Below are 26166 nucleotides of genomic sequence, written 5' to 3'. Positions count from 1 at the left end.
ATGAAGTTCGACACCCCCGCCACCGTCAATCCCATTGACCAGCTCAAGATCATCGGCCAACCGGTGGACCGCATCGATGGCCTGCTCAAGACCACCGGCACCGCCCCCTACGCCTATGAGCGGCACGATGTGGCGCACCGGCCCGCCTACGGCCACGTGGTGGGCGCGGCCATCGCCAAGGGGCGCATCCGCAGCATCGACCTGGCGCTGGCGCGCCGTGCGCCGGGCGTGCTTGCCATTGTCACGGCCCAGACGGCCGGCAAGCTCGGGCAGGGCAAGATGAACACGGTCCCGCTGCTGGCCGGGCCACAGGTCGTGCACTACCACCAGGCGGTGGCCCTGGTCGTGGCCGAGACCTTCGAGCAGGCCCGCGCCGCGGCACAGCTGGTGCGTGTGGACTATGAACGCACCCCGGGCGCCTACGACCTGGCTGCGGCCAAGGACTCGGCCACTGTGCCCGACAGCATCAACGGCGACGCGCCGGACACGGCCATCGGTGACTTCGACGGCGCCTATGCCGCAGCGCCGGTGAAGGTGGATGCCACCTACACCACGCCCGACCAGTCGCACGCCATGATGGAGCCGCATGCCACGCTGGCTGCGTGGAAGGGCGATGAGCTCACCGTGTGGACATCCAACCAGATGATCGCGTGGGGCCAGGGCGAACTGGCCACCACCCTGGGCATCCCCAAAGAGAAGGTGCGCCTGGTGTCGCCTTTCATCGGCGGAGGTTTTGGGGGCAAGCTGTTCCTGCGCGCCGATGCGCTGCTGGCCGCGCTGGGCGCCCGAGCGGCCCGGCGGCCGGTGAAGGTGGCGCTGCAGCGCCCGCTGATCGCCAACAACACCACCCACCGGCCCGCAACGATCCAGCGGGTGCGCATCGGCGCTGCCGCGGACGGCCGCATCACCGCCATCGGGCACGAGAGCTGGTCGGGAGACCAGCCAAAGGGCTCTGCCGATGGAGCCGTGGACCAGACCCGGCGGCTGTATGCGGGGCCCCACCGGATGACCGCCACCCGCCTGGCCGTGCTGGACCTGCCCGAGGCCAATGCGATGCGCGCACCCGGCGAGGCCACGGGCCACATGGCGCTGGAGGTCGCCATGGACGAGCTGGCCGAAAAGCTGCAGATCGACCCCGTGGAACTGCGCATCCGCAACGACACGCAGGTCGTGCCGGACACCGGCAAGAAGGGCCAGACAAAAGACAGCGCCGCAGCGGACAAGCCCTTCTCTCGCCGTGAGCTGGTGCAGTGCCTGCGCACGGGCGCCGAGCGCTTTGGCTGGAAAGAGCGCAAACCGCAGCCCGCGCAGCGCCGCGAGGGGCGCTGGCTGGTGGGTCTGGGCGTAGCGGCGGCCTACCGCGGCGCGCCAGTTGAAAAATCGGCGGCCCGCGTGCGCCTGGATGGCCAGGGCCTCATCACCGTGGAGACCGACATGACCGACATCGGCACCGGCAGCTACACCATCATTGCCCAGACTGCGGCCGAGATGATGGGCGTGCCGCTCGAGCGGGTGCGGGTGCGGCTGGGAGACTCCAATTTTCCCGTGTCCTCCGGCTCGGGCGGGCAGTGGGGTGCTGCCAGCTCCACGTCGGGCGTGTATGCGGCCTGCGTGAAGCTGCGCGAAGCCATCGCCCGCAAGCTGGGCATGGATCCGGCGACTGTGCAGTTCGCCGACGGCCAGGTGCAGGCCGGCGAGCGCAGCGTGCCCTTGGGGCAGGCGGCCGCTGATGGCGACATCACGGCCGAAGACGCTATCGAGTTCGGCGTGCTGGACAAGAAGACGCAGCAGTCCACCTTTGGCGCGCATTTCGTGGAGGTGGCGGTGGACGCCTACACCGCGGAAATCCGGGTGCGCCGCATGCTGGCCGTGTGCGCCGCGGGCCGCATCCTGAACCCCAAGTCCGCGCGCAGCCAGGTGATCGGCGCGATGACCATGGGCGTGGGCGGCGCGCTGATGGAGGAGCTGGCGGTGGACACGCGCCTGGGCTTTTTCGTCAACCACGACCTGGCGGGCTATGAGGTGCCCGTGCACGCCGACATTCCCCACCAGGAGGTGATCTTCCTCGACGAGGTGGATCCCATGGCATCGCCGATGAAGGCCAAGGGTGTGGGCGAGCTGGGCATCTGCGGCGTGAGCGCAGCCATCGCCAACGCCATCTACAACGCCACCGGAGTGCGCGTGCGGGACTATCCCATCACTCTGGACAAGGTCCTGGCCGGCATGGCCCGCGCCGCATGAGGACTGTGCAGTCACGGCATCAGCGCTCATCCATGGCTTGAAGGGAGTGGCAGCAGGCAATGAACTATGGGGCACTGCGCGGAGCTTCGACGCGCAGGCGGGAGTAGACTGCGCGCTTCATTCAATCCTTCGCCCCCCGGCTTCCGGCACGGCCTGGCTGCACCAGCCACGCCATGCGCCTGCCATCCAAGGCCCACCATGATCTGCGCGATGTTGCTGTGCGTTGCTGCTGCGTCCTCCGCAGGCGCTGGGGAGGACCTCTGGTTTCCGCTGTACGGCGATCCGCGAGAGACGGGCGTGAACCTGGTGGAAGTCAAGCCCGAGCCCGTGGGATTGGACCAGCGTGTGATGCTGGACCTGCGCGTCTCGCGCGACAGGCCGCGCACATCCTTCCAGGGCCAGAAGTACCGGTCCTACTATGCGAAGGTGGTGGTGCATTGCCCGTCGCAAACGGCTTGGTATCTATCGCTGTCGTACTACGGACTTCCGCTGTGGAAGGGAGAGGTCGTGGGCCGCGAGGACTATGCGGAGGGCAAGGCCCCTGTGCTGTTCAAGGACGTGCCGGGGGAGCCCTACAAACGCATGATCGCTGCGGCCTGCAAGGTCCGGGGATAGCGGCGCGCCCCGCCCTGGCCTGGGCTGTTTCTGCAGTGGCCTCTCAGGCGGGTTCGTGCCCGAGCCGGAACACGGACACGGCGTGCACCAGTTCCTGCGACTGCGTGCTCAAGCTGAGCGCCGCCGCCGACATCTGTTCGACCAGTGCCGCGTTCTGCTGGGTGGCGGCATCCATGTGCACCACCGACTGCACCACCTGAGACACTTCGTGGTGCTGGTGCCTGCAAGCGGTGTTGATCGCAGCCACCAGCTCGGACACCTTGTGGATGGCGCTCACCGCCTCGCCCATCGTCGCACCGGCGCTGTCGACCAGGCCTGAGCCGTGCTCCACCCGGCTGACACTGGTATCGATGAGGTTCTTGATTTCCTTGGCGGCCTGGGCGCTTCTCTGCGCCAGGTTGCGCACCTCGCTGGCAACGACCGCGAAGCCGCGGCCCTGATCGCCTGCGCGGGCCGCTTCCACGGCGGCATTGAGCGCCAGGATGTTGGTCTGAAAGGCGATGCCGTCGATGACGCCGATGATCTCGGAGATCTTCTGGGAGCTGTCGTGGATGCCCTTCATGGTCTTGACCACTTCCTGCACCACCGAGCCCGCGTTGTTCGCCACCGAGGCGGCGACACCTGCGATGCGGTCCGCTTCGGTCGCGTTGTCGGCATTCTGGCGAACCGCCGAGCTCAGCTGCTCCATCGTGGCGCTGGTTTGCTGCAGCGTGCTGGCCTGGTGTTCGGTGCGGGTCGACAAATCCTGGTTGCCGTTGGCGATCTCCTGGCTCGCGGCTGCCACGTTGTCTGCGTTGTGCCTGACGGTGCGCACGGCGTCGGACAGGCGGTGCGACATCGTGGCGAGTGCGGCCATGGCGCTTTCCGAATCCCCGTCGCGCAGCCGGATGGCGCGGGCCAGGTCGCCGTCGGCCACCGACTGGGCCACATGCTTGAGCGCATGCGGGTCCGCGCCCAGTTGCCGCACCACGGAACGCAAGTACAGCGACAGTCCCAGCAGCGCTGCCGCGATGCCTGCCATGACGGCAATCACGATATTGCGGTCCAGCGATGCCAGCGACTGGATCTCCTGAATGCGAAAGGCCAGGCGGTTGCCTTGGCGGGTTTTTTCTGCCGCCAAAGGCTGCAAAAGCCGGTTGCGGGCCGGAATGGTCTTGTCCACCAGGAAGGCGAACGCTTCCTCCTTTTTTCCGGCCTGTATGAGTTTGACGTTCTCCTCGCCCACGGCCCAGAACTCCGTCATCAGCGAGGGCAGCGGGGCGAACGCCCGGCGCCCATCCTCGTCCATCATGTTCTTGCCCAGGTGGTCCAGATGGTCGAGCAGCAGCTTTTTCTTGGCCCCGATGTCCGCAAGCGTCTCCGCGAGCTCCGCAGGCGTGCGGGCCAGGATGGCATGGCGAAGCTGCAAGGACGTGCGGGTGACGTTGAGCTCCAGTTCCCCGATGGTCACCAGCTGCGGGACGTTGGTGAGGTTGACGCGGTCCGCTGCCTCCGTCACCTTGTCCATCATGGACCAGACGATGACTGCTGCGATCACGAGCACGCTGATCAGCGACCCATTGATGAGCGCAAGCCGTTGCGCCAGAGAGAGACTTTTCATCGGATTTCCTGTGGTCGTCAATCTTTTGAAATACCGACCGGATGGCGTGCCTGTTTTGCGCAACCCAACAGGGCTTGCGCCAACTCCCTGAGGGGGAACAATTCCCTGTGGGGGAAGGTTTTCCCCGCATGGCCGCGAGCACGTCCAAATGCCGTCCAGGCCAGTGTAGGGAAAGCACAAAATGCTGCAAGTTTTTTCTTGCGTGCTTGTCGTCCGCTCCTGTGATGGAAGCCTGGCCACATCCGATGCCGTCCCAATGGCGCTTTACATTGGACTGTGCTTCGATGAGCCGCCGCAGGAAGTTTTGCGCCCAAGTCGCGCTGCTGGCTGACACCGTTGAGCGGGTCGCGCCGTAGCATGATCGACTGGATCAAAAAGCCATTCACGCCGTGCGCATCGCGACCTGGAACATCAACAACATCAACAAGCGGATCGACCTGCTTGTGGACTGGCTGCGCCGCACCAGTCCGGATGTCGTTGCGCTGCAGGAGCTCAAATGCCCGGCGTCGGACTTTCCGGCTGCGGCCCTCGAAGCCGCAGGGTACCGGTCCCTCGTGGTGGGACAGCGAACGTGGAACGGCGTCGCGCTCCTCTCGCGTGGACAAGAAGAACCTCTGGCGGTGGCAACCGCACTGCCGGGCGATTCCTCGGACAAGCAGGCACGCTATGTAGAGGCTGCCATCCATGGGGTGCTCTTCGCCTGCCTGTATCTGCCCAACGGCAACCCCCAGCCGGGCCCCAAGTTCGACTACAAGCTCAGCTGGTTCGACCGCCTGCAGCAGCGTGCACAGGCGCTCTGGGACTCCGGCCATCCGGTGGTACTGATGGGTGACTGGAACGTGGTGCCGACCGACGCGGACATCTACAAGCCCGATACCTGGCGCAACGACGCGCTGCTGCAGCCCCGGCCGCGCGCCGCCTTTGCCCAGGTGCTGGCGCAGGGCTGGACCGATGCCATTGCCAAGGTGCATCGCACCAGTATGCCGTTCACGTTCTGGGACTATCGGCGCAAGCGCTGGGAGCGCGATGCGGGTCTTCGCATCGACCACATCCTGGCGGGGCCGTCCCTGAAGGTGGTGGATGCCGGTGTGGACCGTGAAGAGCGTGCGCGGGAAGGCGCCAGCGACCATGCGCCGGTGTGGGCCGAACTCTCGCTGGGCAGGGCGCGCGCCCGGCGCAAGGCGGCGAGCCTGCCGGCGCCCGCCCGCTCGCGCACCGCGACCCCGCGGCCCGCGCCTGCAGCGCCGGCCGAGTCGCCGCTGTCCCGCTACAACGCCAAGCGTGATTTCACGAAGACTGCAGAGCCCTCGGGCGTCATGCCCAAGAAGCGGCCTGCCCCACGGTCCGGGGCTGCGCAGCGGCTGCACTTCGTGGTCCAGAAGCACTGGGCGTCCCGCCTGCACTACGACTTTCGCCTGGAACTCGATGGTGTGATGGTCAGCTGGGCGGTCCCGAAAGGCCCGTCCTTCGACCCTGCCACCAAGTCGATGGCGATCCAGGTGGAGGACCACCCCATCGACTACAACACCTTCGAGGGCACGATCCCCAAGGGCGAGTACGGTGCGGGCACGGTCATCGTCTGGGACCGGGGCACCTGGGAGCCGGTGGACGATGCGCGGGAAGGCCTGCGCAAGGGCAAGGTCCTGTTCAGGTTGCACGGCCAGAAGCTCGCGGGCCTGTGGGAGCTGGTGCGCATCTCCAAACCCGGAGAAAAGAAGCAGGACCAGTGGATGCTCTTCAAGAAGCGTGGCGACGCCTGGGCGCGGCCGCGCGCCGAATACGACGTCATCACAGCGCTCCCCGACAGCGTGGTCGACAAGCCGCTCGGCCTCGTCGAAGAGCGGGAGCCGCGGGGCAGCGGGGCCGCGCCGCAGCGCGCGGCGCCTGGCGCATCCGACGCCGTGCAGGCGGCCCGCAAGGCCCGGCTCCCCGCCAGGCTGCAGCCCCAGCTCGCCACGCTGGTGGCGAGCGTGCCGGAGGGCGACTGGGTCGTCGAGACCAAGTTCGATGGCTACCGGGTGCTGGTGCGCATCGACGGCGAAGAGGTGCGCATCTTCACGCGCAACGGCAACGACTGGACCGCCAAACTGCAGCCCGTGGCCGTTGCGGTGGCCGCGCTGGGCCTCACGAGCGCCTGGCTCGACGGTGAGATCGTCGTGCTCAACGACGCAGGCCTTCCGGACTTCAACCGGTTGCAGAACGCCATCGACAGTGCCCATCCGCGCGACATCGTGTTGTTCGTGTTCGACGTGCCGTTCCTGGGCGGCCGGGACCTGCGTGCCGTCCCGCTGGCAGCACGGAGAACAGTGCTGCAAGCGCTCTTCGATGAACGCCACAGCGACACCGTGCGGTTCAGCGCGTCTTTCGATGCGCCGCCATCCCAGCTGCTCGGCGCCGCGTGCCAGATGGGCCTGGAAGGCGTGATCGCCAAGCGGGCGGATGCGCCCTACGTGTCGGGGCGCACCGAGACCTGGCTGAAGCTCAAGTGCCAGCACCGGCAGGAGTTCGTGGTGCTGGGGTTCACCGACCGGTCGCATGCGGCCCGGGAGGTCGGCAGCTTGCTGCTGGGCTACTACGAGGGCGGAAAGCTGCACTCCGCGGGCTCGGTGGGAACCGGCTGGGATTCCGCTACCGGCAGGCAGCTGTACACCAAGCTGGCCAAACTGGAGGTGGCGACCTCGCCGGTGAGCGCAGACGAGGTCAAGCCGGGGCGATGGTCCCGGCGCAAGGCCGGCAGCGAGCGGTGGGTGAAACCGTCCATGGTCGTGGAGGTGGCTTTTGGTGATTGGACGCCGGATCTGCGCATCCGGCACGCCGTGTTCCGGGGTATCCGGACCGACAAGCCTGCCCGCGCGATCGTCCGTGAACAGCGGAAGGCGCCGCTGCAACCTCCGCAAGCTCGGCAGCAGGAGGCCCCAGTGCCGCAGAAGACCGCTCTGCGGCGCAAGGCCGGCACCGTGAAGATCACCCACCCCGAGCGGGTGGTCGACCCCAGCACCGGCCTGCGCAAGATCGATCTGGTGCACTACTACGAGAGCATTGCCGACAGGATGCTGCCGCACCTCAAGAACCGGCCTGCCTCCCTGGTGCGCGCGCCGACCGGCATCACGGGGCAGCTCTTTTTCCAGAAACACCCCGACAGCAAGATGCCGGGCGTGAGGGCACTGGACCCCGTGCTGTGGCCTGACCACGCGGCGCTGCTAGCCGTCCACTCGGTGGAGGCGCTCGTCTCGGCCGCGCAGATGAATGTGGTGGAGTTCCACACCTGGAACTCGAAGATTGCGCGCATCGACCAGCCTGACCGCATAGTGCTGGATCTGGACCCCGGTGAGGGCGTGACCTGGCCCATGCTGCAAGAGGCGGCCGAACTGACCCGCGTCATGCTCGCCGAACTGGGGCTGGAGAGCTGGCTCAAGACCAGCGGGGGCAAGGGCTTGCACGTGGTGGTGCCCATCACGCCGCAGCTCGACTACGACGCGGTGAAGGCCTTTTCCCAGTCGGTCGTCAAGCACATGGCCCGGATCATCCCTTCCAGGTTCGTGGCCGTCATGGGTGGCAAGAACCGCGTGGGAAAGATCTTCATCGACTACCTGCGCAACGGCCACGGGCAGACCACCGCCTGTGCTTTTTCTGCCCGTGCGCGGCCCGGCATGGGCGTGTCGATGCCCGTGGCGTGGGAGCAGCTGTCTGACCTCCAAGGCGGGGCGCAGTGGACGGTAGCGACAGCGCGGGAGTACCTGAGTTTTCAGAAGCAGGACCCGTGGGAAGGCTACTGGAAGAAGCGGCAGTCGATCCAGCAGGGCATCAAGATGCTGGCCTAGGGCTATCCCAAGCCCGGTGTGCGGCCTCAGAGGGCGGGCGCTATAGTCGGCCACCATCTCGTGGCCCCGAGGACGCGATATCTCCCCGTTTGTACCGCCAGATTCCTGTCTTGATCTGTGGCCATGCGCATCAAAAGTCAGCTGTTCGCTCTTGTCCTGTCCGTCCTCGTGCCTGCGTCTGTGGCTGCGATGCTGGCCATCTGGTACGTCTACCAGGAACAGCAGGCCACGCAGGAGACGGGGCTGAAGGAGGCGGCGCGCACCTTCTCGCTCCTGGTGGACAACGAGCTGCAGTCGCGGCAACGGGTGTTGCGCACCATTGCCAATGCACCTTCGCTGGCCAGCGGCGACATGGCAACGTTCTACGAATTCGCCATCAAGAACGCACCGACGCCCGACACGACGATCATCCTGTTCGACACGAGCGGCCGGCAACTGCTGAACACGCGGGTCCCGCTGGGCACCGCCCTGCCAACCCAGCGGGCTTCCAACATCAACGATCTGATGCAGGGGGACGGAGGCCTCTCGCCCCTCGTGTCCGACGTGTTTTTCGCGCCGCTCGGAAAGCGGTACGACTTCGTTGTCCAGGTCCCTTTCATGGAGGGCGGCGTCGTTCGGTACTTCGTGGTGATGGGGGTGAATGCAACGGCCATCCAGGCGCTGCTGTCGGAGCAAAACATGCCGGCCACCTGGCTGAGCACCATCGTCGACCGCAAGGGGACGGTGCTGGCGCGGTCGCGGGATCCCGACAAGTTCGTGGGCAAGTCGTCGGACGAGCGGCTGCACAAGCTGTTCTCGTCGACCACCCAAGGCGTGACCCGCTCGGTCACGCTCGACGGCGTGGCCGTCAAGACGTTCTACCAGCGCGTTGACGCCTCCGACTGGACCGTCGTGCTCAGCATCCCCGAGAGCGAGATTCAAAGTTCGGCGATCCGGGGCGCTGGCATCTTCGCCCTGGCGGCGGTACTGCTGCTGGTCATATCGTTGCTCGTGGCGCGGCGCATCGGCGCCGGCGTCATTTCGCGGATGCATCGGCTGGAAATGGCGGCGGAGGCACTGGGCCGTGGTGAACAGGTGAACTACTCATCACAGGGCCTCGTGGAGGTCGATGCGGTGGGCATGCGCATCGCGCAGGTCAGCGACCGGTTGCTGCTGAATCAGCGCGAACTGGAGCTGCGCGTTGCCCAAGCGGTCGCCGATACCGAGCGTGCGCAAAAGGCTTTGCTTCAGGGGCAAAAGATGGAAGCCTTGGGGCGCTTGACCGGCGGCATCGCCCACGAGTTCAACAACCTGCTGCAAACCTTGTCCACCTCGCTGCAACTGGCCAAACGGGCCAATGAGTCCGAACGCGTGCAGGGGCTGCTCGATACCTGCACCAAGGCGCTCCAGCGCGCCAAGGCATTGACCGGCCAGCTCAGTGCGTTTGGCCGCACGCAGGACGCGCGGCTGGAGACCGTCAGCCTGCCCAAGCACATCCAGGATTTTCGCCAGCTGGTGGACAACGTGCTTCCGGCCAGCATCACGCTGGACGTCAGCATGTCGCAAGACGCGTGGCCCGTCACCATCGACCCCACGCAGTTCGAACTGGCCTTTCTCAACCTCGCCATCAACGCCAAGGATGCGATGCCGTCCGGCGGCACCATCCGCGTGGTGGTGGGCAACGAGCCCGGTGCCTCCCCGGCCGAGGGCCTGCCGGTGGGCGACTATGTCCGGCTGCGGTTTTCGGATTCGGGCATCGGGATGACGGCGGAGATCATGGCCAAGGCGCTCGATCCCTTCTTCACCACCAAGCGGGTGGGCGAGGGCACGGGCCTGGGGCTGCCCCAGGCCTTCGGCTTTGCGCGGCAGGCCGGCGGCACGCTGGTGCTCCACAGCCGCGAAGGGCAGGGTACCCAGGTGGACATCTACCTGCCCAGGGCGACAGGGGCGGTTGCAGGGCCGCACGCCAGTGCAGTGCGTGCGCCGGAGGCTGCGGGCGTGAGCGGCGGCACGCTGCTGTTCGTCGAAGACGATGCCTTGGTGCGTGAAAGCGTTGCGCCCGCGCTGGAGGGCGGCGGGTTCTTCGTGATCATGGCCGAGAGCGCCGATGCGGCGCTGGCGTGCCTGGAGGCCGGCACCAAGGTCGACTTCGTTTTCTCTGACGTGGTGATGCCCGGCACGCTGAACGGAATCGATCTCGCACGCACGGTGGTGAGCCGTTTTCCGCACATCAAGGTGGTGCTGGCCACCGGCTATTCGGAAAACCGTGTGTCCATGCCCGGCGTCCAGGTGCTGGCCAAGCCCTACGATGTAGCGGATGTGCTGCGTGTGCTGAGAAAAGCAGCGGATTGACGGGCCGGTGCTCCGGCGCACCGGGTTCAGTGTCGGCGAGCGGCTGACGGGTTTTTTCGTTGGTGTCCGTGCGCCAGCTGGGCCAGCGTCAGGGCTTGGTCTGGCGGTCCGAAAAGATTCACTCGCGACCGCTTTTGGGGAGGTCGTAGCAGCAGTCGGGAGCAATGGCGCGGAATCGGTGTGATGGCGTCACAAAACCGAAACATCGTGTCGGTAACATTTGCTCACACCGATTCCCTGGCGCTGTCCATGCCCGCAACCACTGAGTACCTGAGCGACTTCCGGCCGCGTTTTCGCCAGCCCAGCGCAGCCGACCTGTGCATCGAAGTGCCGTGCATGACGACGGACGAGACCAATGAAAAGGTGATGGAGGTGTTCAACCGCCACCGCGACCTCGTGAGTCTGCCGGTGGTGGAGGGGAGCCAGCCGATCGGCCTCATCAACCGGAGCATCTTCCTGTCTCAGATGAGCAAGCAGTTCCGGCAGGAGCTCTACGGCCGCAAGAGCTGCATCGCGTTCATGGACAAGGAGCCGCTGATCGTCGACGCGGGCCTGGACATCGACGCACTGACTTTCAAGACCGTCGAGTATGGAGAAAAGGCGCTGTCCGACGGCTTCATCATCACACGCGACGGGGCCTATGCGGGCATCGGCAACGGCCTTCAGCTCATGCGGGTGGTGGCGGACATGCAGGCCTCCCGCAACCGCCAGATCATGCACAGCATCGAGTACGCCAGCGTGATCCAGCGGTCCACGCTGCGCAGCTCGCTCGACGCCATGGCGCGCGCCTGTCCGGCGGCCAGCCTGGTGTGGCAGCCGCGGGACATCGTGGGCGGCGACTTCTATCAGTTCAGCACGGACGCGGACGGCTGGTTCGCCACGGTGGCCGACTGCACGGGCCACGGCGTGCCCGGCGCCTTCATGACCCTGATTGCGTCCACCAGCCTGAACCAGGCCATCGAGCAGAACGGCCCGCGCGATCCTGCGAGCCTGCTCGGCCACGTGAATCGCAGCATCAAGCAGATGCTGGGCCAGGTGGATGGGCAGGATGGCACGCCGGGCTCTGACGATGGCATGGATGCAGCGTGCTTCTGGTTCGAGCCCGCGGCAGGCCGCCTCATCTTTGCGGGCGCGCGGCTGGCGATGTTCGTGGTGCGCCCCGGGGCCGACACGGTGGACGTGCTGGAGGGGCAGCGCAAGGGTGTCGGCTATGTGGACAGCGAGTTCGACTACGCATGGAAGAACCAGGAAGCGAACCTGTCCGTCGGCAGCCTGGTGTTCGTGAGCACCGACGGCCTGATCGATCAGATCGGCGGGGCCCGCGGCATTGCATTGGGCAAGCGCCGCGTGCGGGAGCTGTTGCTGGAGCACAAGGACAACACCCCGTCAGAGGTCAACGCAGCGCTGCTGGAGGCGCTGCGGGTCTGGCAGGGCGACCACCACCGGCGCGATGACCTGACCTTCTTTTGCTTTCGCACCTAGACAGACCACGACCTATGCCATCCCTCACGATCGCCAACAAGTACGGCTCGTTCTTCAATCTGGCGCGCCAGCACCAGGTCATCTTCTACTACGTGGGGTACTTCTCGCAGCACATCGTGGCCGCGATGGCCGATGCGGTGAAGCTGCAGCTGGAAGTGGCCGGGGTTGCCGCTCCCACGCGGCGCAAGCTGTTCTCCTCGTTCGTCGAGATGGCGCAGAACATCATCCACTACTCGGCGGATTCCCTGACCCCTGCAAGCCAGAACAATGGCGAACTGCGCCACGGCTCGGTGTGCATTCGCCGCGAAGAGGACGGCAGCTTCTCGCTGCTGTGTGCCAACCCCATCGAACGCCTGGTGGCCGAGGAACTGCGCGTCAAGCTCAGTGCGCTGCGCAGCATGACGCTCGAGGAGATCAAGCAGGCCTACCGGCAGACGCTGCGCGAGGAGACGCCCGAAGGAAGCAAGGGCGCAGGCATGGGGTTCCTCACCGTCGCGCGCGATGCCCGCGAGCCTCTCGAATTTGATTTCGATGCCGACGATGACCATGGCCAATCGCCCGTCTTCTACCTGAAGGCGGCCATCTAGGCGCTGAGCGCTCGCAACGAATCGAGACTACTGATGGAAAACCTCTACATCGCACCCACGCCCAGCTCGCCTGAGGTGGACTTCAAGTTTGACACGCGCACGCTGAGCCTGCGGGGCGAGTCCTACCCCGAGAACGCGGCCGCCTTCTATGGCGACATCATCACGCGGCTGGGCGAGTTCCTGTCCACGCAGCACGGCGCCGCGCTGGAGGTGAACGTGGCGCTCGCGTACTTCAACAGCTCCAGCACCAAGATGCTGTTCAACCTCATCGAGGTGCTGAGCAACGCGGCCGAGGCCGGCAACCGGGTGGTCCTGCACTGGTACCACGATGAGGAAGACGACACCATCCTGGAGTTCGGCCAGGAGTTGAGCGAGGACTTCCCGGCCATCGAGTTCGTGACCCATGCGGTGGGAGCTGCTTGAATGGCAAGCACTGCGACGGGGCCGGCGCCCGATCTTTTCGATGCGGAGAACCAGACGCTCCTGGCCGCGAGAGCGGCCCACAGTGCCTGCGCCAGCGCCGCGCAGGACGCCTGCGCACAGACCCTGGGCGAGCTGATCCTGGCGTACGAGCGGCTGCTGCGGGAGACGCGCAGGCTGGTGCGCCGCAGCGACAGGGCCGAGCTGGAAATGAACCAGATGAACACGCGGCTGCAGGACCTGGCGGCCGAGCTGGAGCACCGGGCCAACCACGATCCGCTCACGGGGGTGCTCAACCGTGCGGCCATCATCGAACGGGTCAACCGCCACTTCGTCCGCGAAGACCTGGCCCTGGTCGTGCTCGACATCGACCATTTCAAGCGCATCAACGACAGCTTCGGCCATCCGACGGGCGACAGGGTCATCCTGGGGGTGGTGGCCTGCCTGAAGGCCGTCGTCCCCGCCACCGCGCAGATCGGGCGTGTCGGCGGCGAGGAGTTCACCGTCGTGCTGCCGCGACACGGCGGCGCGGAATCCGAACGCGTGGCGCAGGAGCTGCGGCGCGCCATCGAGACGCATGGTTTCGACTTGCCGGACGGCAGTGGCGTGACGGCCAGCTTCGGCGTGTGCTGGGCACCTGCCGGCAGCGATTTCGATGGTGCCTATGGGCTGGCCGACGAAGCGCTCTATGTCGCAAAACGTGGGGGGCGCAACCAGGTCCGCATGGCGGCCCCGACCCTGCCCTCCCTCGAGCATGTGGTCTGAGGCCGAGCTGCGCAGGGCAGAACCCGGGTGGGCTGCCGTCGACGCCGCGCGGCGCGCTGGGCGCAGCCAGGGCACCCACTGGCGGATACTCGTGGTGGACAACGATCCCGATGTTCATGCCGCCACGCTGGCCGCGCTGGAGGGACGCACGCTGTTCGAGCGGCCTCTGGTGTTCATGCACGCCTTCTCGGGCGATGAAGCCAAGGCCTTGCTGCTCACCGAGACCGACCTCGCCATGGTCATCATTGACGTGGTGTCGGAGCAGCCCAGCGCAGGGCTCGATCTGGTCGACTTCATCCGCCATTGCGCGGGACTGAGAAACACCCGCATCGTCCTGCGTACCGGTCAGCCGGGCCAGGTGCCGGACCTGGAGACACTGCTCAGGTACGACATCAACGACTACCGGACCAAGGCCGAACTCACCCCGGACCGGCTGCTGGCGATGGTGGTGACCGCCGTTCGGTCGTACAAGCAGCTGTGCGCCGTGGATGCCAGCCGCGTCAGCCTGGAGCTGATCGTGCGCTCCAGCGCATCGCTGCTGGAAACCAAGGACGCCCACGAGTTCGCGTCGGCCGTGCTCACCCAGCTCGCCGCCTTGCTCCAGGTCCCCCGGGAAGGCCTGGTGTGCGTGCAGCGCGGTGAGGGCCGGCGCGACTACCATGTGCTGGCCGCTGCCGGCAGGTTCTCCGATCTTGCAGGCCTGCCACTCGACCTGCTGTCGCAGGGGCCGGAGCTGGACCTGCTGTGCGCCTCCATCGAGCGGCGGTACAACGTCTTCGGAGAGTCCGGGGGGCTCGCCCTGCACATCGGGCACAAGGACGAGCAGGATTTCGTCGTGTTCATGGACGTGCCCGGGAACCACCGCGGCCTGGAGCCTCAGCTGCTCGATGTCCTGTGCGCCAACTTGAGCACGCTGCTGCACAACCGCGGCCTTCTGGGGCGACTGCACGAGAGCGCCTACCACGACCCGCTGGTGAACCTGCCCAACCGCGCGCACTTTGTCGAAGAGGTCCATGACTGCGCGCGGCATGGTGCCACCGACTACGTGCTGGCGCTGATCGACATCGACGACTTCAGTGCCACGAACGACGTGATGGGCCACCGGTTCGGTGATCGACTCCTCGAGCAGGTGGCCCGGTGCCTGGAGGCAGCGCTTCCACCAGGTGTGCTGCTGGCGCGCCTGGGCGCGGACACCTTCGGGGTGCTCGGCTCCCAGCGGCAGGTACAGCCCAGACAACTGCTCGATTGCGTGCGGCAGCCGCTGAACATCGACGGCGTTCCGCACAAGGTTTCGCTTACCTGCGGGTACGTGCTGCTGCCGGCCGAGCCGCAAGCCGGCGTGGACCTGGTCAAGGACGCCACCATTGCGCTCAAACGCGCCAAGCGAGACCACCGCGGGCAGGACCTCCAGTACGCCGCGCAGATGGGGGCCGAGGCACGGGCCAGGGCGCTGCTGCGTTCGGAGTTGCGAGAGGCTATCGACGGCCAGCAGCTCTTCCTCGTGTACCAGCCCCAGCTGAACCTCAGCACCCATGCACTGGTGGGGCTGGAGGCACTGCTGCGATGGCGCACCAGCGACGGCAGGTTCGTCCCGCCGGACCAGTTCATCCCGGTGGCCGAACATTCCGGGCTCATCGTCGGGCTGGGCCAGTGGGTGCTGGCCACGGCCTGCGCCACCATGCGCGAGCTGCTGGATGCGAACGCAGCGCCGCAGCGGATGGCGGTCAACGTGTCCACCGTGCAGCTTCAGGACCCAGGGTTCTTCGACCTGGTGTGTGCCGCGCTCGAGCGCAGCGGGCTGCAGGGGCGGCACCTGGAGCTGGAGATCACCGAGTCGGTGGCCGTGCTTCCCACGCAGTTTCTGGAGCACACCCTGTCCGCGCTGCGTGCCCAGGGGATCTCGATTGCGATCGACGATTTCGGGACCGGGTACTCGTCGCTGAGCTACCTGGAGCGCCTGCCGCTGGACCGGATCAAGATCGACCGTTCCTTCGTGCACCAGCTGGGCGAACCGCGCGGCGCCCGCATCGCAGAAATGGTGGCGCAACTGGGGCGCAAGCTGGGACTGAAGGTGCTGGCGGAAGGGATCGAAGACGCGTCCGTCTGGCAGCCGCTGCTGGCCATGGGGTGCGAGGAGGGGCAGGGCTATTACATCGCAAGGCCCATGGAGAAGGACGCTCTCATCGCCTGGATGGAGCGCCAGGCTCGGCACGACGCGTGCGGGCCTCGGGAAGCCCTGGCCGGTTGAGGGTTGTGCAAGGGCTTGCGCGGCCTCCTGTACTCACGCAAGAACGCACACGCCTTGACGGCGCTGGTGGAGTCGTATGGCGGGCGCGAGTTCGTCGTCGATTGTTCTCAATACTGGAACGGTCAGTTGGCGACTGGGTGGTTTTTCTGGCGCGGCATGCGGCGTAAAGTTCAACCCATCGATGAGCCGAAACCCGCAAGGCGACTCACCGAACCCGGCACGCAGCAGTTCATCGCATCTGCGCTTGGCACTTCGTTCCGGCTTTTTTTGAGCGCTTTTTTATCCCAAGGAATTTCATCATGAACAAGACCGTACGCTTCCTCTCCATCGCCGCTGTGTCCGCTTTCGCCGCATTTGGCGCGCATGCCGATGAAGCCGATGCTTCGCAGTTCGCACTGCAATTCGATACCAACCGCACCCGCGCCGAAGTCAATGCCGAAGCCGTGACGGAAGCCCGCACGCACAGCATCGAGCCTGCCGGCTCCCGCGTGGTGACCTACAAGTCCACGGCCGACCGCACTGCAGTCCGCGCCCAGGCCGCAGAGGCCGTGCGCACCGGCCAGATCTCGCACGGCGAAATCGGCAACCTCATGTAATGCAGGCGATGCGGGCCTTCCCATGGGCGGCACCATCCGGGTGTCGATACCATGTGGACGTATTCCCCACACTGCCCTGCAGTCTCGTCTCAAAGGGCTCCCTCGGGAGCCCTTTTTGCTTTGCACACGACCTGCCGACAAGGTCATCCCCGTACTGCTTCGGAACCTGGGAGCCGCTGCTGTAGGTGGGTGCGCACTCGCCGACAGCGCGAGAACCCACTCTTGTGGAGTACAGACCGCGGGCACCATGTCGCTTCACCTAGCGAGCGAGCGAGCGTGCGCGCATTGCGCAGCGCACGCAATGGATATCCACTGAGCAGACGGGATGGGCAGCATGGCAGTTCAAACACGCAGGGCCAAGGTGACGGGCGTCGTCGTCGCTTTGTTGGGAGCAGCCATTGCGGCTGGCGGCATCTGGCTGGTATGGCTGGGCGGCAGCGGGTACTACGCGGCCGTCGGTGCTGCACTCATGGTCACGGGAGGGTTGTGGTTTCGCCAGAGCACCTGGGCGCGCGGCCTGTATGCCGTGGTGCTCGGCGGGTCGCTCGCGTGGGCGCTGTGGGAGGTCGGACTCGACTGGTGGCCGTTGGCTGCGCGGCTGGACGTGTTGTTCGTTCTGGGTGCGTGGCTGCTGAGCCCGTGGGCTGGGCATGCCACCGTTGCCTCCGCGCATGCGGTCCGAAGCCCATCGCAGCCAGCCGGCGCGCAGCCGGTGCGCCAGCGTTTCGGGGCGTCGCACCGGGGACTGCTGGCGGTGGTGATGCTCATGTCCGCCGCCGTGGCCGTAGCGTCGTGGTTCCGCGAACCCCATGACATGGCGGGGCAACTGCCGCAGATCCCAACTCCACCTTCTGCGCCGGCCGCGGCCAACCCCGTGGCAGACGCGGCGCCGGGCACGGCTGTCAATCCTGTGGTGCCGCCGGGCGAATGGCATGCCTACGGGCGCACGGGCCTGGGCCAGCGCTTTTCGCCGCTGGCAGACATCACGCCCGCCAATGTGGCGCAGCTGCAGCTGGCATGGGAATACCGCACGGGTGATGTGCGGGGCAAGCCGGGCGATCCCGAAGAGACCACGTACGAGGTCACCCCGCTCAAGGTCGGCAACCGGCTCTTCCTGTGCACACCACACCAGTCGGTGATCGCGCTGGATGCAACCACCGGCAAGCAGCTGTGGCGCTACGACCCCCAGATCGAAAACCAGCTCGCTCTGCAGCATCTGACCTGCCGGGGCCTGTCTTACCAGCCGCCTCGCGGCGCGAGCGCAGGCTCCACGACGCCAATGTCAGCCGCGCCTGCCGCCGCTTCCGCGACGGGCAGGCCCGCGCAGTTGGCCGAGCCTGCGGCAGCGGCCCCTGGCGCTGTCAGCACGCGCCGCCCACCCGTCGCCGCACAGCGCGGGGCCACGGACGCGGCCTGCACCGCGAAGCTGTTCATGCCCACGGCGGATGGCCGCATCATTGCGTTGAAGCCCGAGACAGGCGCCGTGTGCGCCAACTTCGGGGGAGGTACTGGCCAGATCGACCTGTGGCAGCGCATGCCCAACCTTCGCCCGGGGGCCTACTACTCCACATCGCCCGTGGTGGTGACCGAGCGCTACGTGATCGTGGGCGGCACCGTGCTGGACAACGCGTCGGTCAAAGAGCAGTCGGGGGTGATCCGCGCCTTCGACATCGATACCGGTGCACTGGTGTGGAACTGGGATTCGGGCAACCCCGAGGACACCGCGCCGCTGCCACCGGGCCGAACGTACACGCCCAACTCGCCCAACAGCTGGTCGATATCGAGCGTGGACGAAGCGCTCGGCATGGTCTATGTGCCCATGGGCAACCAGCCGCCCGACCAGTGGGGCGGCCGCCGCACTCCGGCGGTGGAGCGCTATTCATCGTCCGTCGTTGCGCTGGACCTGGCCAGCGGCCGCGTGCGCTGGCACTTCCAGACCGTGCACCACGACTTGTGGGACTACGACGTGCCAGCCCAGCCGACCTTGATCGATCTGCAGGTCAACGGCCAGACCGTGCCGGCGCTGGTGCAGCCCACGAAGCAGGGCGAGCTGTTCGTGCTGGACCGCCGCACCGGCGCCCCGGTGCTGCCGGTGCAGGAAGAGCCGGCGCCCCAGGGTGCTGCCACCGGCGACCACACGGCGCCCACGCAGCCGCGGTCGGCGCTGTCGTTCAACCCGCCGCCACTGCGCGAGCGCGACATGTGGGGCGCCACGATGTTCGATCAGCTGGCCTGCCGCATTGCGTTCCATCGGCTGCGCTACGAGGGCCGCTTCACCCCGCCGTCCGAGCAAGGCACCCTGGTGTACCCGGGCAACTTCGGCGTGTTCAACTGGGGCGGTATTGCGGTCGACCCGGACCGCCAGGTCGCGTTCACGACGCCCACCTATCTGGCATTCGTTTCCCGACTGGTCCCGCGCAAGGACGACACCAGCCTGCTGGTGCAGAACGGCGGGCCGCCCAAAGGCAGCCTGCCTGCGCTCAACGAGAACTTTGGCGCGCCGTTCGCGGCGTCGATGAAGCCCTTCGTCTCGCCTATCGGTCTGCCCTGCCAGGCGCCGCCCTGGGGTTACGTGGCGGGCGTGGACTTGCGCACCGGCCAGGTTGCGTGGAAGCACCGCAACGGTACGGTGCGCGACCTGGCACCGGTGCCACTGCCGTTCCGCATGGGTGTGCCCGGCATCGGCGGGCCGGTGGTGACGGCAGGCGGCGTCGCCTTCTATTCGGGGGCGCTCGACAACTATGTGCGCGCCTATGCCGTGAGCGACGGCCGCATTCTCTGGCACGACCGCCTGCCCGCCGGCGGGCAAGCCACCCCCATGAGCTACACCGGTGGCGATGGTCGCCAGTACGTGGTCGTCGTGGCGGGTGGGCATGGCTCCACCGGCACCAAGGCCGGCGACTCGGTGCGTGCCTACGCGTTGCCGCGTTAGCCCGCAGCGCTACTGCGGTCTTGCAAGCAGGTGGTCGATGAAACGGCGGCAGGGGTGGGTGCGGTCCGCCATCGCGTCCACACGGGCCAGTACGCCCAGCGGCGGCACGGGCCTGGGTTGCCACGCCAGGATCGCCAGGTCCTGCCGCTGCACGAAAGGCCGCACCAGGCTCATCGGCACGTACACCAGCAAGTCGCTGCCGCACAGCAGGGCGTAGGCGATTTCCGCGGAGCGGCCGGACACCCTGCACAGCTGCGGGACACCGCCCAGGTCGTCAAACAGTTGCTCGACCTGCTGGGGCCCGAGCCCGGTGAGCGGTGGTGCCAGCCAGCGCTGCGCGAGCAGGTCTGAGGCACTCAGCGCGGCCTGCCGGGTCAACGGGTGCTGGGGGCGGCACGCAATGACGAACTGGTCGTTGTGCACCGCATGGAATTCGAACCCCTGGGGCATGGGATCCGGTTCGCGGCAAATCGCGAGATCCAGCTTGCCGTCCTGAAGGCTGGCCAGCAGGTTGTCGATGGTGACTTCCTGCACATCCATCACCACATCCGGCTGCACTGCGCAGTACGCCGCAATCGCGGTGGTCAACAGGCCGTTGATACCCGCCGCAATGCTGCCGATGCGGATCGGTGCGGAGGCCGCCCCCTGCTGCATGAGTGCTGCGTTGCCTGCCACGGCCTGTATGGGCACCAGGGCCGCCCGCAACAGCGGAAGCACCGCGCTGCCCAGGGTGGTCAGCCGCATGCCTTTGGCGTGTCTTTCAAAAATGGCGCCACCCAGCGTGGCCTCCAGCTCTGCCAGGGCATGGGTGGCCGCAGGCTGGCTCAGTCCGATCGCCGATGCGGCCCGGTGCAGGCTTTGCAGGTCGGCGATCGCGATGGCCAGTTGCAGGTGCCGCAGGCGCACGCGTCCCAGGATGCGATTGAACAGGACCGAGGGGGAGGGCTCAGACATGGCGGCATTCAGAAAATGAATAGAGATGCGAAAGAACTATTGGTGGTGTTCGGGCCGGCATGCCACGATGCCGTGGCCTTGCAGAAGGGGCGCACGTACACCCGTCCATCCAATTCACGAATGTTATTGCCGAAAGGGACATCAAAAGTCCCGGGGCTATTCAGGAGACAACACCCATGCCATCGCTTTCGACCCACCCGACCCGCTCGCCGCACCGCGCCACCGGACGCACCTCCCGCTTTTCCATGCTGGCGGTGGTCGCAGCCATCCTGTCGCTTGGCCAGGCGCAGGCCGCCGATACGCTGGACACCGCGTGCAAGACCACGGCCGAATGCCAGGCTCAGGTCGCCAGGATCCAGGGGGTGGTCAAAGGCGAGGCCACCAGTGCGCTGTCGCGGTCGCAGGACACCTTCTACTGGTTCGGCCGCATCAACATGGCTTCGGCCGTGATGAATGTGGAGCAGGGCATCATTCCCAAGCCCCTGGCAGGCCGCATTGCGCGTGGTGTCGAGCAGTCCATCGCCCAGGCCTCTGCGCCCGGCGGCAAGCGCCCCACCGACGTGCTCCAGGTCGAAAAGATCATCACCGATGCCGTGGGGCCCGAGGCCACGCTCATCCACACCGGCCGCAGCCGCCAGGACATCCATTCGACGCTGAATGCCGCGCAGTTGCGGCTGGAGATGCTGGATTTCGCGGACGCGCTGGACCAGGTGCGGGCGCGGCTCATCACCATCGCGCAGGCCCACACCGCCACGTATGTGCCGGCGTACACCAACGGCGTGCAGGCCATGCCCATCAGTTATGCGCACTACCTGCTGGCCTTTGCCGACTCGTTCGGACGGGACTCGGCACGCATCCGCGAGGCCTACGCGCGCGTGAACCTCAGCCCCATGGGCACGGCGGTTTTGTCCAACTCCAGCTGGAACATCAACAGGGAGCGCCTGGCCCAACTGCTGGGGTTCGACGGGCTGATCGTGAACTCGCTCGACGCCGGGCAGATCAGCACCTATGACATCCCCATCGAGGCCACGTCCATCGCCAGCTCCACCGCCATCCGTGTCGGTGCGTTCATGCAGGACGTCCATACGCAGTACCACCAGACCCGGCCCTGGCTGCTGCTGGCCAGCTCCAGAACCTACACCAGCAGCGCCATGCCGCAAAAGGCCAACCCCGGCATCATCCAGAACACCCGGGCCAAGGCCAGCGACGTGGTGGCGTCTGCGCAGGCGTCGCTGTGGCGCGCCCATAACGTGACACCGGGCATGATCGACTACAAGAACACATGGAGCCCCGCCGGCGCCAAGACATTCGTGCAGGGGGTGGAAATGCTGCAGCAGTTCACCGATGTCCTGGACTCGCTGCGCATCGACCCGGCACGCGCATTGGAGGAGCTGGAGTCGGAATGGACCACGTCGATGGAGCTGGCGGAGGCCTTGCAGCGCAGCCACGGCATACCGTTTCGCGTGGGGCACCACTTCGCCTCCGATGTCGTGCTGTTTGCGAAGGAACGCAACATCCGGCCCAAGGACTTTCCGTACGCAGAGGCTGTGAGGATCTACCGCGAAGCAGGCAGAAAATACGATCTCAAGGAGCAGCGGCTTCCCTTGGGGGAGAAGGAGTTCCGCCGCGCGCTGTCGCCTGCGGAAATGGTCCTGACCCGCACCGGCACGGGCGGGCCGCAACCGCAAGAAGTTCAGCGGATGATCGCCAGCGGCAAGGACAGCCTGGCACGCGACCGCGCGTGGTCTGCAGAGGCGCGGCAGCGCCTGCTGTCGGCCGAAGCGGCGCTGAACGCGGCCTTTGCGAGCCTGGTGGCTGCTCCGTAAACGTTTGGCCTTGGCGCTGTGCGCTGAATCTGCGCGCAACGTGGCCGTGCGGTGCGGTCCCGTCTGGCCTCAGAGGAACTGCGCCCGCACGCCCACCATCAGCCGCCGGCCCGCCGCAGGCTCGAAGAAGCGGCCGTTGCCGTCGTTCACGATCAGCGTGCCTGCGTAGTGCCGGTTGAAAAGATTGTCGAGCCGGGCCCACAGCTGCCAGCGTGCTGCGCCGGGCGTGGTGCCGCGCAGCTGGTAGCCCGCGTGCAGGCCCACCACCGCAAAGCCCGCCGCGGATTCGCTGTTGGTGTCGTTCGCGAACACGCGGCCCGACAGGTTCACGGCGCCGCCCACGCGCCATTGGGAGCTGGGGGCATAGTCGAGGGCCCAGTGCGCCACATGCCGGGCAGGGCCGGGCAACTGGTTGCCGGCGGCTATCGCGGCACCGGCTGCACCCGTGTAGGCGTTGCCGAAGTGCGCATCCAGGTACGTGTAGCTGGCACTGGGCGACCAGGCGCCCCAGGCCGCCCGCCAGGCCAGCTCCAGGCCGCGCCGGCGCACGTTGTCCACGTTCTGGAAGACCGAGCGGCCGTTGACGGTTTCCACCGGGACGATCTCTCCACGGCTGCGCGTATCGAACCAGGCGAGGTCGATCTGCTGGCGCTCGCTACGCCATTTGGCCCCGACCTCCCACTGCCGGCTTCGCGATGCGGACAAAGCGTAGTTGGGGCCTGCGTTGCCCGTGCTGTAGGCCATCTCTGCCAGCGTAGGTGTCTCGAAGCCGCGGCCCGCATTGGCGTAGAGGTTGAGCGCGTCGGTGGCCGCCCACACCACACCCAGCACCGGGCTGGTGTGGCGCCAGGTGCGGGACCCGCTGTCGTCGGGATTGGCAGGGGTGACGTAACGGTCGTCCACCCGCACCCTCACCTGGCTGGTGCGGACCCCGGCGATGGCACGCCAGCGTGGCGAGAGCCACGCGTCGAGCTGGCCGTAGACATCGGTGTTGGTGGCACGGTCGTCCTCGTTGCGGCGCAAGGCGCCGCTGTCGCCGGCTTCATTCACGAAGCCCTGGCGCAGCTCTGCCATGCGGTGTGTCTCCAGGCCCGCCGTCCAGGTCACCGGCAGGCCGGATGCAAGCCGCACGGACCGCGTCCAGGTGGCGCCCACGCCGCGGTAGCTGCGGTCCAGTTCCACCACGCCGCCCGCGCTGTTGGCGGCGGCCCCGCTGAAGGACAGGTACTGCGTGAGCTCGCGCGCGCCGCCATAAGCGCGCAATTGCACGCTGTCCACCGAAGACAGCTGGTGGTCCACCACCACGCCCAGCTGGTGTTGCGCCACCGATTTGCGGGTGTCAAAGGCCGTGGCGACCGCGGCGGCCTGGCGCGGGTCGTCCCGCATCTGGGTGCGCGTGAGGCCCAGGGGGTCTTGTGCCAGCGGCTGGTCGTACACATTCACCAGCGCGGTGATGCGCGTTCGCGCATCCGGCCGGGCCACCAGCTTGCCGTTGAAGTGCGTGCGCTGCGCAGCGCTGTGCGCCCGCCAGCCGTCGATCTCGAAATGCGACAGGTCCACCAGGCCGCCCAGGCGCTGGTCGCCAAAGTCCAGCGAGGCATCCACCAGCCGCTGGCCGAACGAGCCCACCGCCACGCCCGCCTGCGCGGTGCCGGCGGCGCGGGGCTCGCGCGTGGTGACCTGCACCACGCCGCCGGCCGCATTGCCATACAGCTGCGCCAGCGGGCCGCGCAGCACATCGACCTGTGCGGCAGACGGCAGGTGGGCGGTCGCGGCCTGGCCCTGGCCGTCGGGCATGGTCGCGGGAATGCCGTCGACCAGGATGCGCACTCCGCGCACGCCGAAGGTGGCACGGGTGCCGAAGCCCCGCACGGCGATCTGCAGATCCTGTGCATAGTTGCCGCGGTCCTGCGTCACCACCCCGGCCTGGCCGCTCAGCAGCTCCGACAGGTGCACCAGCGGCATGGGCGCTGAAAAGCCGTCGACGGCCACGCTGCTGTGGCTGGCCGCGCTGTCGAAGCGGCGCTGGGCGGCGGTGCTGTCCAGCACCTCGACGGTGCCGAGCACCGGCGTGGCCTCGGCCACGGTGGGTGGCGCGGCAATGGCTTCGTCAGCAGCGTGCGCCGCGAGGCCGGCGCAGCCCGCCATCGCGAGACAAAGGCTGCGCCGATGGGTGGGCGACAAGGTCAAGAGCACAGGTGAACCCGACAAAAGAGGATGAGGACGGCTTGCCCGCCATGGGCCCGTGCGTGCGGGTCATGGCATGTGGCAGTCGCAAATGGCACGCGGGATGTGGCACGTGCCACAGGCGATTGTCGCCGTGCCCAACGCGCGAAGTAAGTCAGGTGCGCTGCGGCGTGGCGCTCATTCCGAGCGGACCACCCGCCAGATGGTGTTGCCGACGTCATCGGCCACCAGCAGCGCGCCCTTGGCGTCCAGGGCCACGCCCACGGGGCGTCCATACGCCTTGCCGTCCTTGCTGAGGAAACCCGTCAGAAACTGCACCGGCGGCCCGGACGGCCGCCCGCCCGCGAACGGCACGAAGACCACGTTGTAGCCCGTGAGCTCCTTGCGGTTCCAGGAGCCATGCTGCCCGATGAAGGCGCCGCTGGCGTACTGCGTAGGCATGCGCTCATCGGAGAACGCCAGACCCAGCGGCGCCACGTGGGAGCCCAAACCGTAGTCGGGCGCCACGGCCTTGGCGACCATGTCGGGGTTGGGCGGCTTCACGCGGCTGTCCACATTCTGGCCCCAGTAGCTCCAGGGCCAGCCGTAGAAAGCGCCGTCCTTCACGGAGGTGAGGTAGTCGGGCACGAGATCGTTGCCGAGCTCATCCCGCTCGTTCACGACGGTCCAGAGCGCCTTGCTCTGCGGCTCCCAGCCCAGGCCGTTGGGGTTGCGCAGGCCGGTGGCAAACGGCCGCTTGTTGCCGGTGGCCAAATCCACCTCCCAGATGGCTGCGCGGCCCTGTTCGGCTTCCATGCCGTTGTCGCCGATGTTGCTGTTGGAGCCCACCGTCGCGTAGAGCTTGCTGCCGTCCGCGCTGACGATGATGTTCTTGGTCCAGTGGTGGTTGGCACCTGCGGGAAGGTCCGTGACCTTGGCGGGAGCTGCCGTCACCGATGTCTGCCCGGTTTCATACGGCACCTTGACGATGGCATTCGCGTTGGCGATGTAGAGCTGGTTGCCCACCAGCGCCATGCCGAACGGCGACACCAGATCCTTCATGAACACCGCCCGGGTCTCCGCCACGCCGTCGCCGTCGGCATCGCGCAGCAGCGTGATCCGGTCCGCGCTGGGCGTGCCTGCGCCGGCACGTTTCATGACCATGCCCATGGCCTTGCCCCGCAGGCCGTCGGCATGGACATTCTTGGAGCCCTCTTCAGGCTGCGGCTTGTTGCTCTCGGCCACCAGCACGTCGCCGTTAGGCAGGGTGTACACCCAGCGCGGATGGTCCAGCCCGGTGGCCAGCGCGGTCACCTTGAACCCAGCAGGTGCCAATGGCATCGTGCCCTGCGGCCACTGGTCTGCCGGCGCGATGTTGACCGTGGGAATGAGCAGGTTCTTTTGCGGTGGCGGCAGTGGCGGGTTGGGGCCGACGCCCGGCGGTACCAGCGGCTGCGCCCCGGCGCCTGCGAAGGAGCAGCCGGCGAGCAGCGCGAGCACAGGCAGAGGCCACCAGGGCCGGGTCGGCGAAGTGTGTCGGGCAGGCGTTTGCATGGCGCAGTATGGGCAGTGCCGGCCCCCC

General features: G+C 67.1%; 17 protein-coding genes. 13 read left to right on the top strand and 4 right to left on the bottom strand.

Going from position 1 to position 26166, the window contains the following annotated elements:
• A complete protein-coding gene (gene paoC, locus ACIGHN_RS03855; RefSeq protein ID WP_396503335.1) occupies window positions 1-2241 on the top strand; it encodes an aldehyde oxidoreductase molybdenum-binding subunit PaoC in 2241 nt (746 codons plus the stop codon).
• Window positions 2242-2439: 198 nt separating this feature from the next.
• A complete protein-coding gene (locus ACIGHN_RS03850; RefSeq protein ID WP_396503334.1) occupies window positions 2440-2856 on the top strand; it encodes a surface-adhesin E family protein in 417 nt (138 codons plus the stop codon).
• 43 nt (window positions 2857-2899) lie between these two features.
• On the opposite strand, the gene ACIGHN_RS03845 is transcribed toward ACIGHN_RS03850, so the two are convergent.
• Window positions 2900-4456: a methyl-accepting chemotaxis protein gene (locus ACIGHN_RS03845; protein ID WP_056417232.1), complete on the bottom strand. Its 1557-nt coding sequence runs from the start codon at window positions 4454-4456 to the stop codon at window positions 2900-2902.
• Between the two features lie 389 nt (window positions 4457-4845).
• Between ACIGHN_RS03845 and ligD the strand changes: the two genes are divergently transcribed.
• The 10 genes from ligD (at window position 4846) to ACIGHN_RS03795 (ending at window position 19638) form a co-directional block, all read left to right on the top strand.
• A complete protein-coding gene (ligD, locus tag ACIGHN_RS03840) occupies window positions 4846-8277 on the top strand; it encodes a DNA ligase D (RefSeq protein ID WP_396503333.1) in 3432 nt (1143 codons plus the stop codon).
• 123 nt (window positions 8278-8400) lie between these two features.
• Window positions 8401-10608: an ATP-binding protein gene (locus tag ACIGHN_RS03835; protein WP_396503332.1), complete on the top strand. Its 2208-nt coding sequence runs from the start codon at window positions 8401-8403 to the stop codon at window positions 10606-10608.
• 249 nt (window positions 10609-10857) lie between these two features.
• Complete coding sequence (locus ACIGHN_RS03830) at window positions 10858-12090, top strand: SpoIIE family protein phosphatase (RefSeq protein ID WP_396503331.1); 1233 nt, start codon at window positions 10858-10860, stop codon at window positions 12088-12090.
• Window positions 12091-12104: 14 nt separating this feature from the next.
• Window positions 12105-12677 carry a SiaB family protein kinase gene (locus ACIGHN_RS03825; RefSeq protein WP_396503330.1) on the top strand — a complete coding sequence of 191 codons (573 nt, stop codon included), beginning with the start codon at window positions 12105-12107 and terminating at the stop codon, window positions 12675-12677.
• A gap of 33 nt (window positions 12678-12710) precedes the next feature.
• The gene (locus tag ACIGHN_RS03820; protein WP_396503329.1) at window positions 12711-13100 is read left to right on the top strand and encodes a DUF1987 domain-containing protein; all 390 of its coding nucleotides are present in this window, start codon (window positions 12711-12713) and stop codon (window positions 13098-13100) included.
• On the top strand, window positions 13101-13862 hold the full coding sequence (locus ACIGHN_RS03815; RefSeq protein WP_396503328.1) for a GGDEF domain-containing protein: 762 nt from the start codon (window positions 13101-13103) through the stop codon (window positions 13860-13862).
• Entirely contained in the window at window positions 13852-16110 is a 2259-nt protein-coding gene (locus ACIGHN_RS03810; protein ID WP_396503327.1) for a putative bifunctional diguanylate cyclase/phosphodiesterase, read from the top strand. The genes ACIGHN_RS03815 and ACIGHN_RS03810 overlap by 11 nt, the downstream gene beginning before the upstream one ends.
• 54 nt (window positions 16111-16164) lie before the next feature.
• The gene (locus tag ACIGHN_RS03805) at window positions 16165-16413 is read left to right on the top strand and encodes a hypothetical protein (protein WP_396503326.1); all 249 of its coding nucleotides are present in this window, start codon (window positions 16165-16167) and stop codon (window positions 16411-16413) included.
• Entirely contained in the window at window positions 16410-16706 is a 297-nt protein-coding gene (locus ACIGHN_RS03800) for a hypothetical protein (protein ID WP_056417258.1), read from the top strand. Before ACIGHN_RS03805 ends, ACIGHN_RS03800 begins: the two co-directional genes overlap by 4 nt.
• A gap of 334 nt (window positions 16707-17040) precedes the next feature.
• Window positions 17041-19638, top strand: a complete 2598-nt coding sequence (locus tag ACIGHN_RS03795) for a membrane-bound PQQ-dependent dehydrogenase, glucose/quinate/shikimate family (protein ID WP_396503325.1) — start codon at window positions 17041-17043, stop codon at window positions 19636-19638.
• Between the two features lie 9 nt (window positions 19639-19647).
• Here the strand turns inward: ACIGHN_RS03795 and ACIGHN_RS03790 are convergent, their stop codons facing one another.
• Entirely contained in the window at window positions 19648-20592 is a 945-nt protein-coding gene (locus ACIGHN_RS03790; protein ID WP_396503324.1) for a LysR family transcriptional regulator, read from the bottom strand.
• 176 nt (window positions 20593-20768) lie between these two features.
• On the opposite strand from ACIGHN_RS03790, the gene ACIGHN_RS03785 reads away from it, so the two are divergent.
• Window positions 20769-22418, top strand: a complete 1650-nt coding sequence (locus tag ACIGHN_RS03785) for an argininosuccinate lyase (RefSeq protein WP_396503323.1) — start codon at window positions 20769-20771, stop codon at window positions 22416-22418.
• A 69-nt stretch (window positions 22419-22487) separates the two neighbouring features.
• On the opposite strand, the gene ACIGHN_RS03780 is transcribed toward ACIGHN_RS03785, so the two are convergent.
• Together ACIGHN_RS03780 and ACIGHN_RS03775 are read right to left on the bottom strand one after the other, a co-directional pair.
• Window positions 22488-24566: a TonB-dependent receptor family protein gene (locus ACIGHN_RS03780; RefSeq protein WP_396503373.1), complete on the bottom strand. Its 2079-nt coding sequence runs from the start codon at window positions 24564-24566 to the stop codon at window positions 22488-22490.
• Window positions 24567-24782: 216 nt separating this feature from the next.
• Complete coding sequence (locus tag ACIGHN_RS03775) at window positions 24783-26138, bottom strand: PQQ-dependent sugar dehydrogenase (RefSeq protein ID WP_396503322.1); 1356 nt, start codon at window positions 26136-26138, stop codon at window positions 24783-24785.
• Window positions 26139-26166: the final 28 nt, after the last annotated feature.

The sequence above is a fragment of the Acidovorax sp. NPDC077693 genome (assembly GCF_044542805.1).
Lineage (GTDB): Bacteria > Pseudomonadota > Gammaproteobacteria > Burkholderiales > Burkholderiaceae_C > Acidovorax.
Note: the sequence above shows the minus strand (reverse complement) of the source record. Positions and strands in the feature narration are given on the sequence as shown.

What these genes read in the sequence shown, in the direction of transcription:
- paoC (WP_396503335.1), top strand. Translation starts at nt 1, where the DNA reads ATGAAGTTCGACACCCCCGCCACCGTCAATCCCATTGACCAGCTCAAG.
- ACIGHN_RS03850 (WP_396503334.1), top strand. Translation starts at nt 2,440, where the DNA reads ATGATCTGCGCGATGTTGCTGTGCGTTGCTGCTGCGTCCTCCGCAGGC.
- ACIGHN_RS03845 (WP_056417232.1), bottom strand. Translation starts at nt 4,456, where the DNA reads ATGAAAAGTCTCTCTCTGGCGCAACGGCTTGCGCTCATCAATGGGTCG.
- ACIGHN_RS03835 (WP_396503332.1), top strand. Translation starts at nt 8,401, where the DNA reads ATGCGCATCAAAAGTCAGCTGTTCGCTCTTGTCCTGTCCGTCCTCGTG.
- ACIGHN_RS03830 (WP_396503331.1), top strand. Translation starts at nt 10,858, where the DNA reads ATGCCCGCAACCACTGAGTACCTGAGCGACTTCCGGCCGCGTTTTCGC.
- ACIGHN_RS03825 (WP_396503330.1), top strand. Translation starts at nt 12,105, where the DNA reads ATGCCATCCCTCACGATCGCCAACAAGTACGGCTCGTTCTTCAATCTG.
- ACIGHN_RS03820 (WP_396503329.1), top strand. Translation starts at nt 12,711, where the DNA reads ATGGAAAACCTCTACATCGCACCCACGCCCAGCTCGCCTGAGGTGGAC.
- ACIGHN_RS03815 (WP_396503328.1), top strand. Translation starts at nt 13,101, where the DNA reads ATGGCAAGCACTGCGACGGGGCCGGCGCCCGATCTTTTCGATGCGGAG.
- ACIGHN_RS03810 (WP_396503327.1), top strand. Translation starts at nt 13,852, where the DNA reads ATGTGGTCTGAGGCCGAGCTGCGCAGGGCAGAACCCGGGTGGGCTGCC.
- ACIGHN_RS03800 (WP_056417258.1), top strand. Translation starts at nt 16,410, where the DNA reads ATGAACAAGACCGTACGCTTCCTCTCCATCGCCGCTGTGTCCGCTTTC.
- ACIGHN_RS03795 (WP_396503325.1), top strand. Translation starts at nt 17,041, where the DNA reads ATGGCAGTTCAAACACGCAGGGCCAAGGTGACGGGCGTCGTCGTCGCT.
- ACIGHN_RS03790 (WP_396503324.1), bottom strand. Translation starts at nt 20,592, where the DNA reads ATGTCTGAGCCCTCCCCCTCGGTCCTGTTCAATCGCATCCTGGGACGC.
- ACIGHN_RS03785 (WP_396503323.1), top strand. Translation starts at nt 20,769, where the DNA reads ATGCCATCGCTTTCGACCCACCCGACCCGCTCGCCGCACCGCGCCACC.
- ACIGHN_RS03780 (WP_396503373.1), bottom strand. Translation starts at nt 24,566, where the DNA reads ATGGCGGGCTGCGCCGGCCTCGCGGCGCACGCTGCTGACGAAGCCATT.
- ACIGHN_RS03775 (WP_396503322.1), bottom strand. Translation starts at nt 26,138, where the DNA reads ATGCAAACGCCTGCCCGACACACTTCGCCGACCCGGCCCTGGTGGCCT.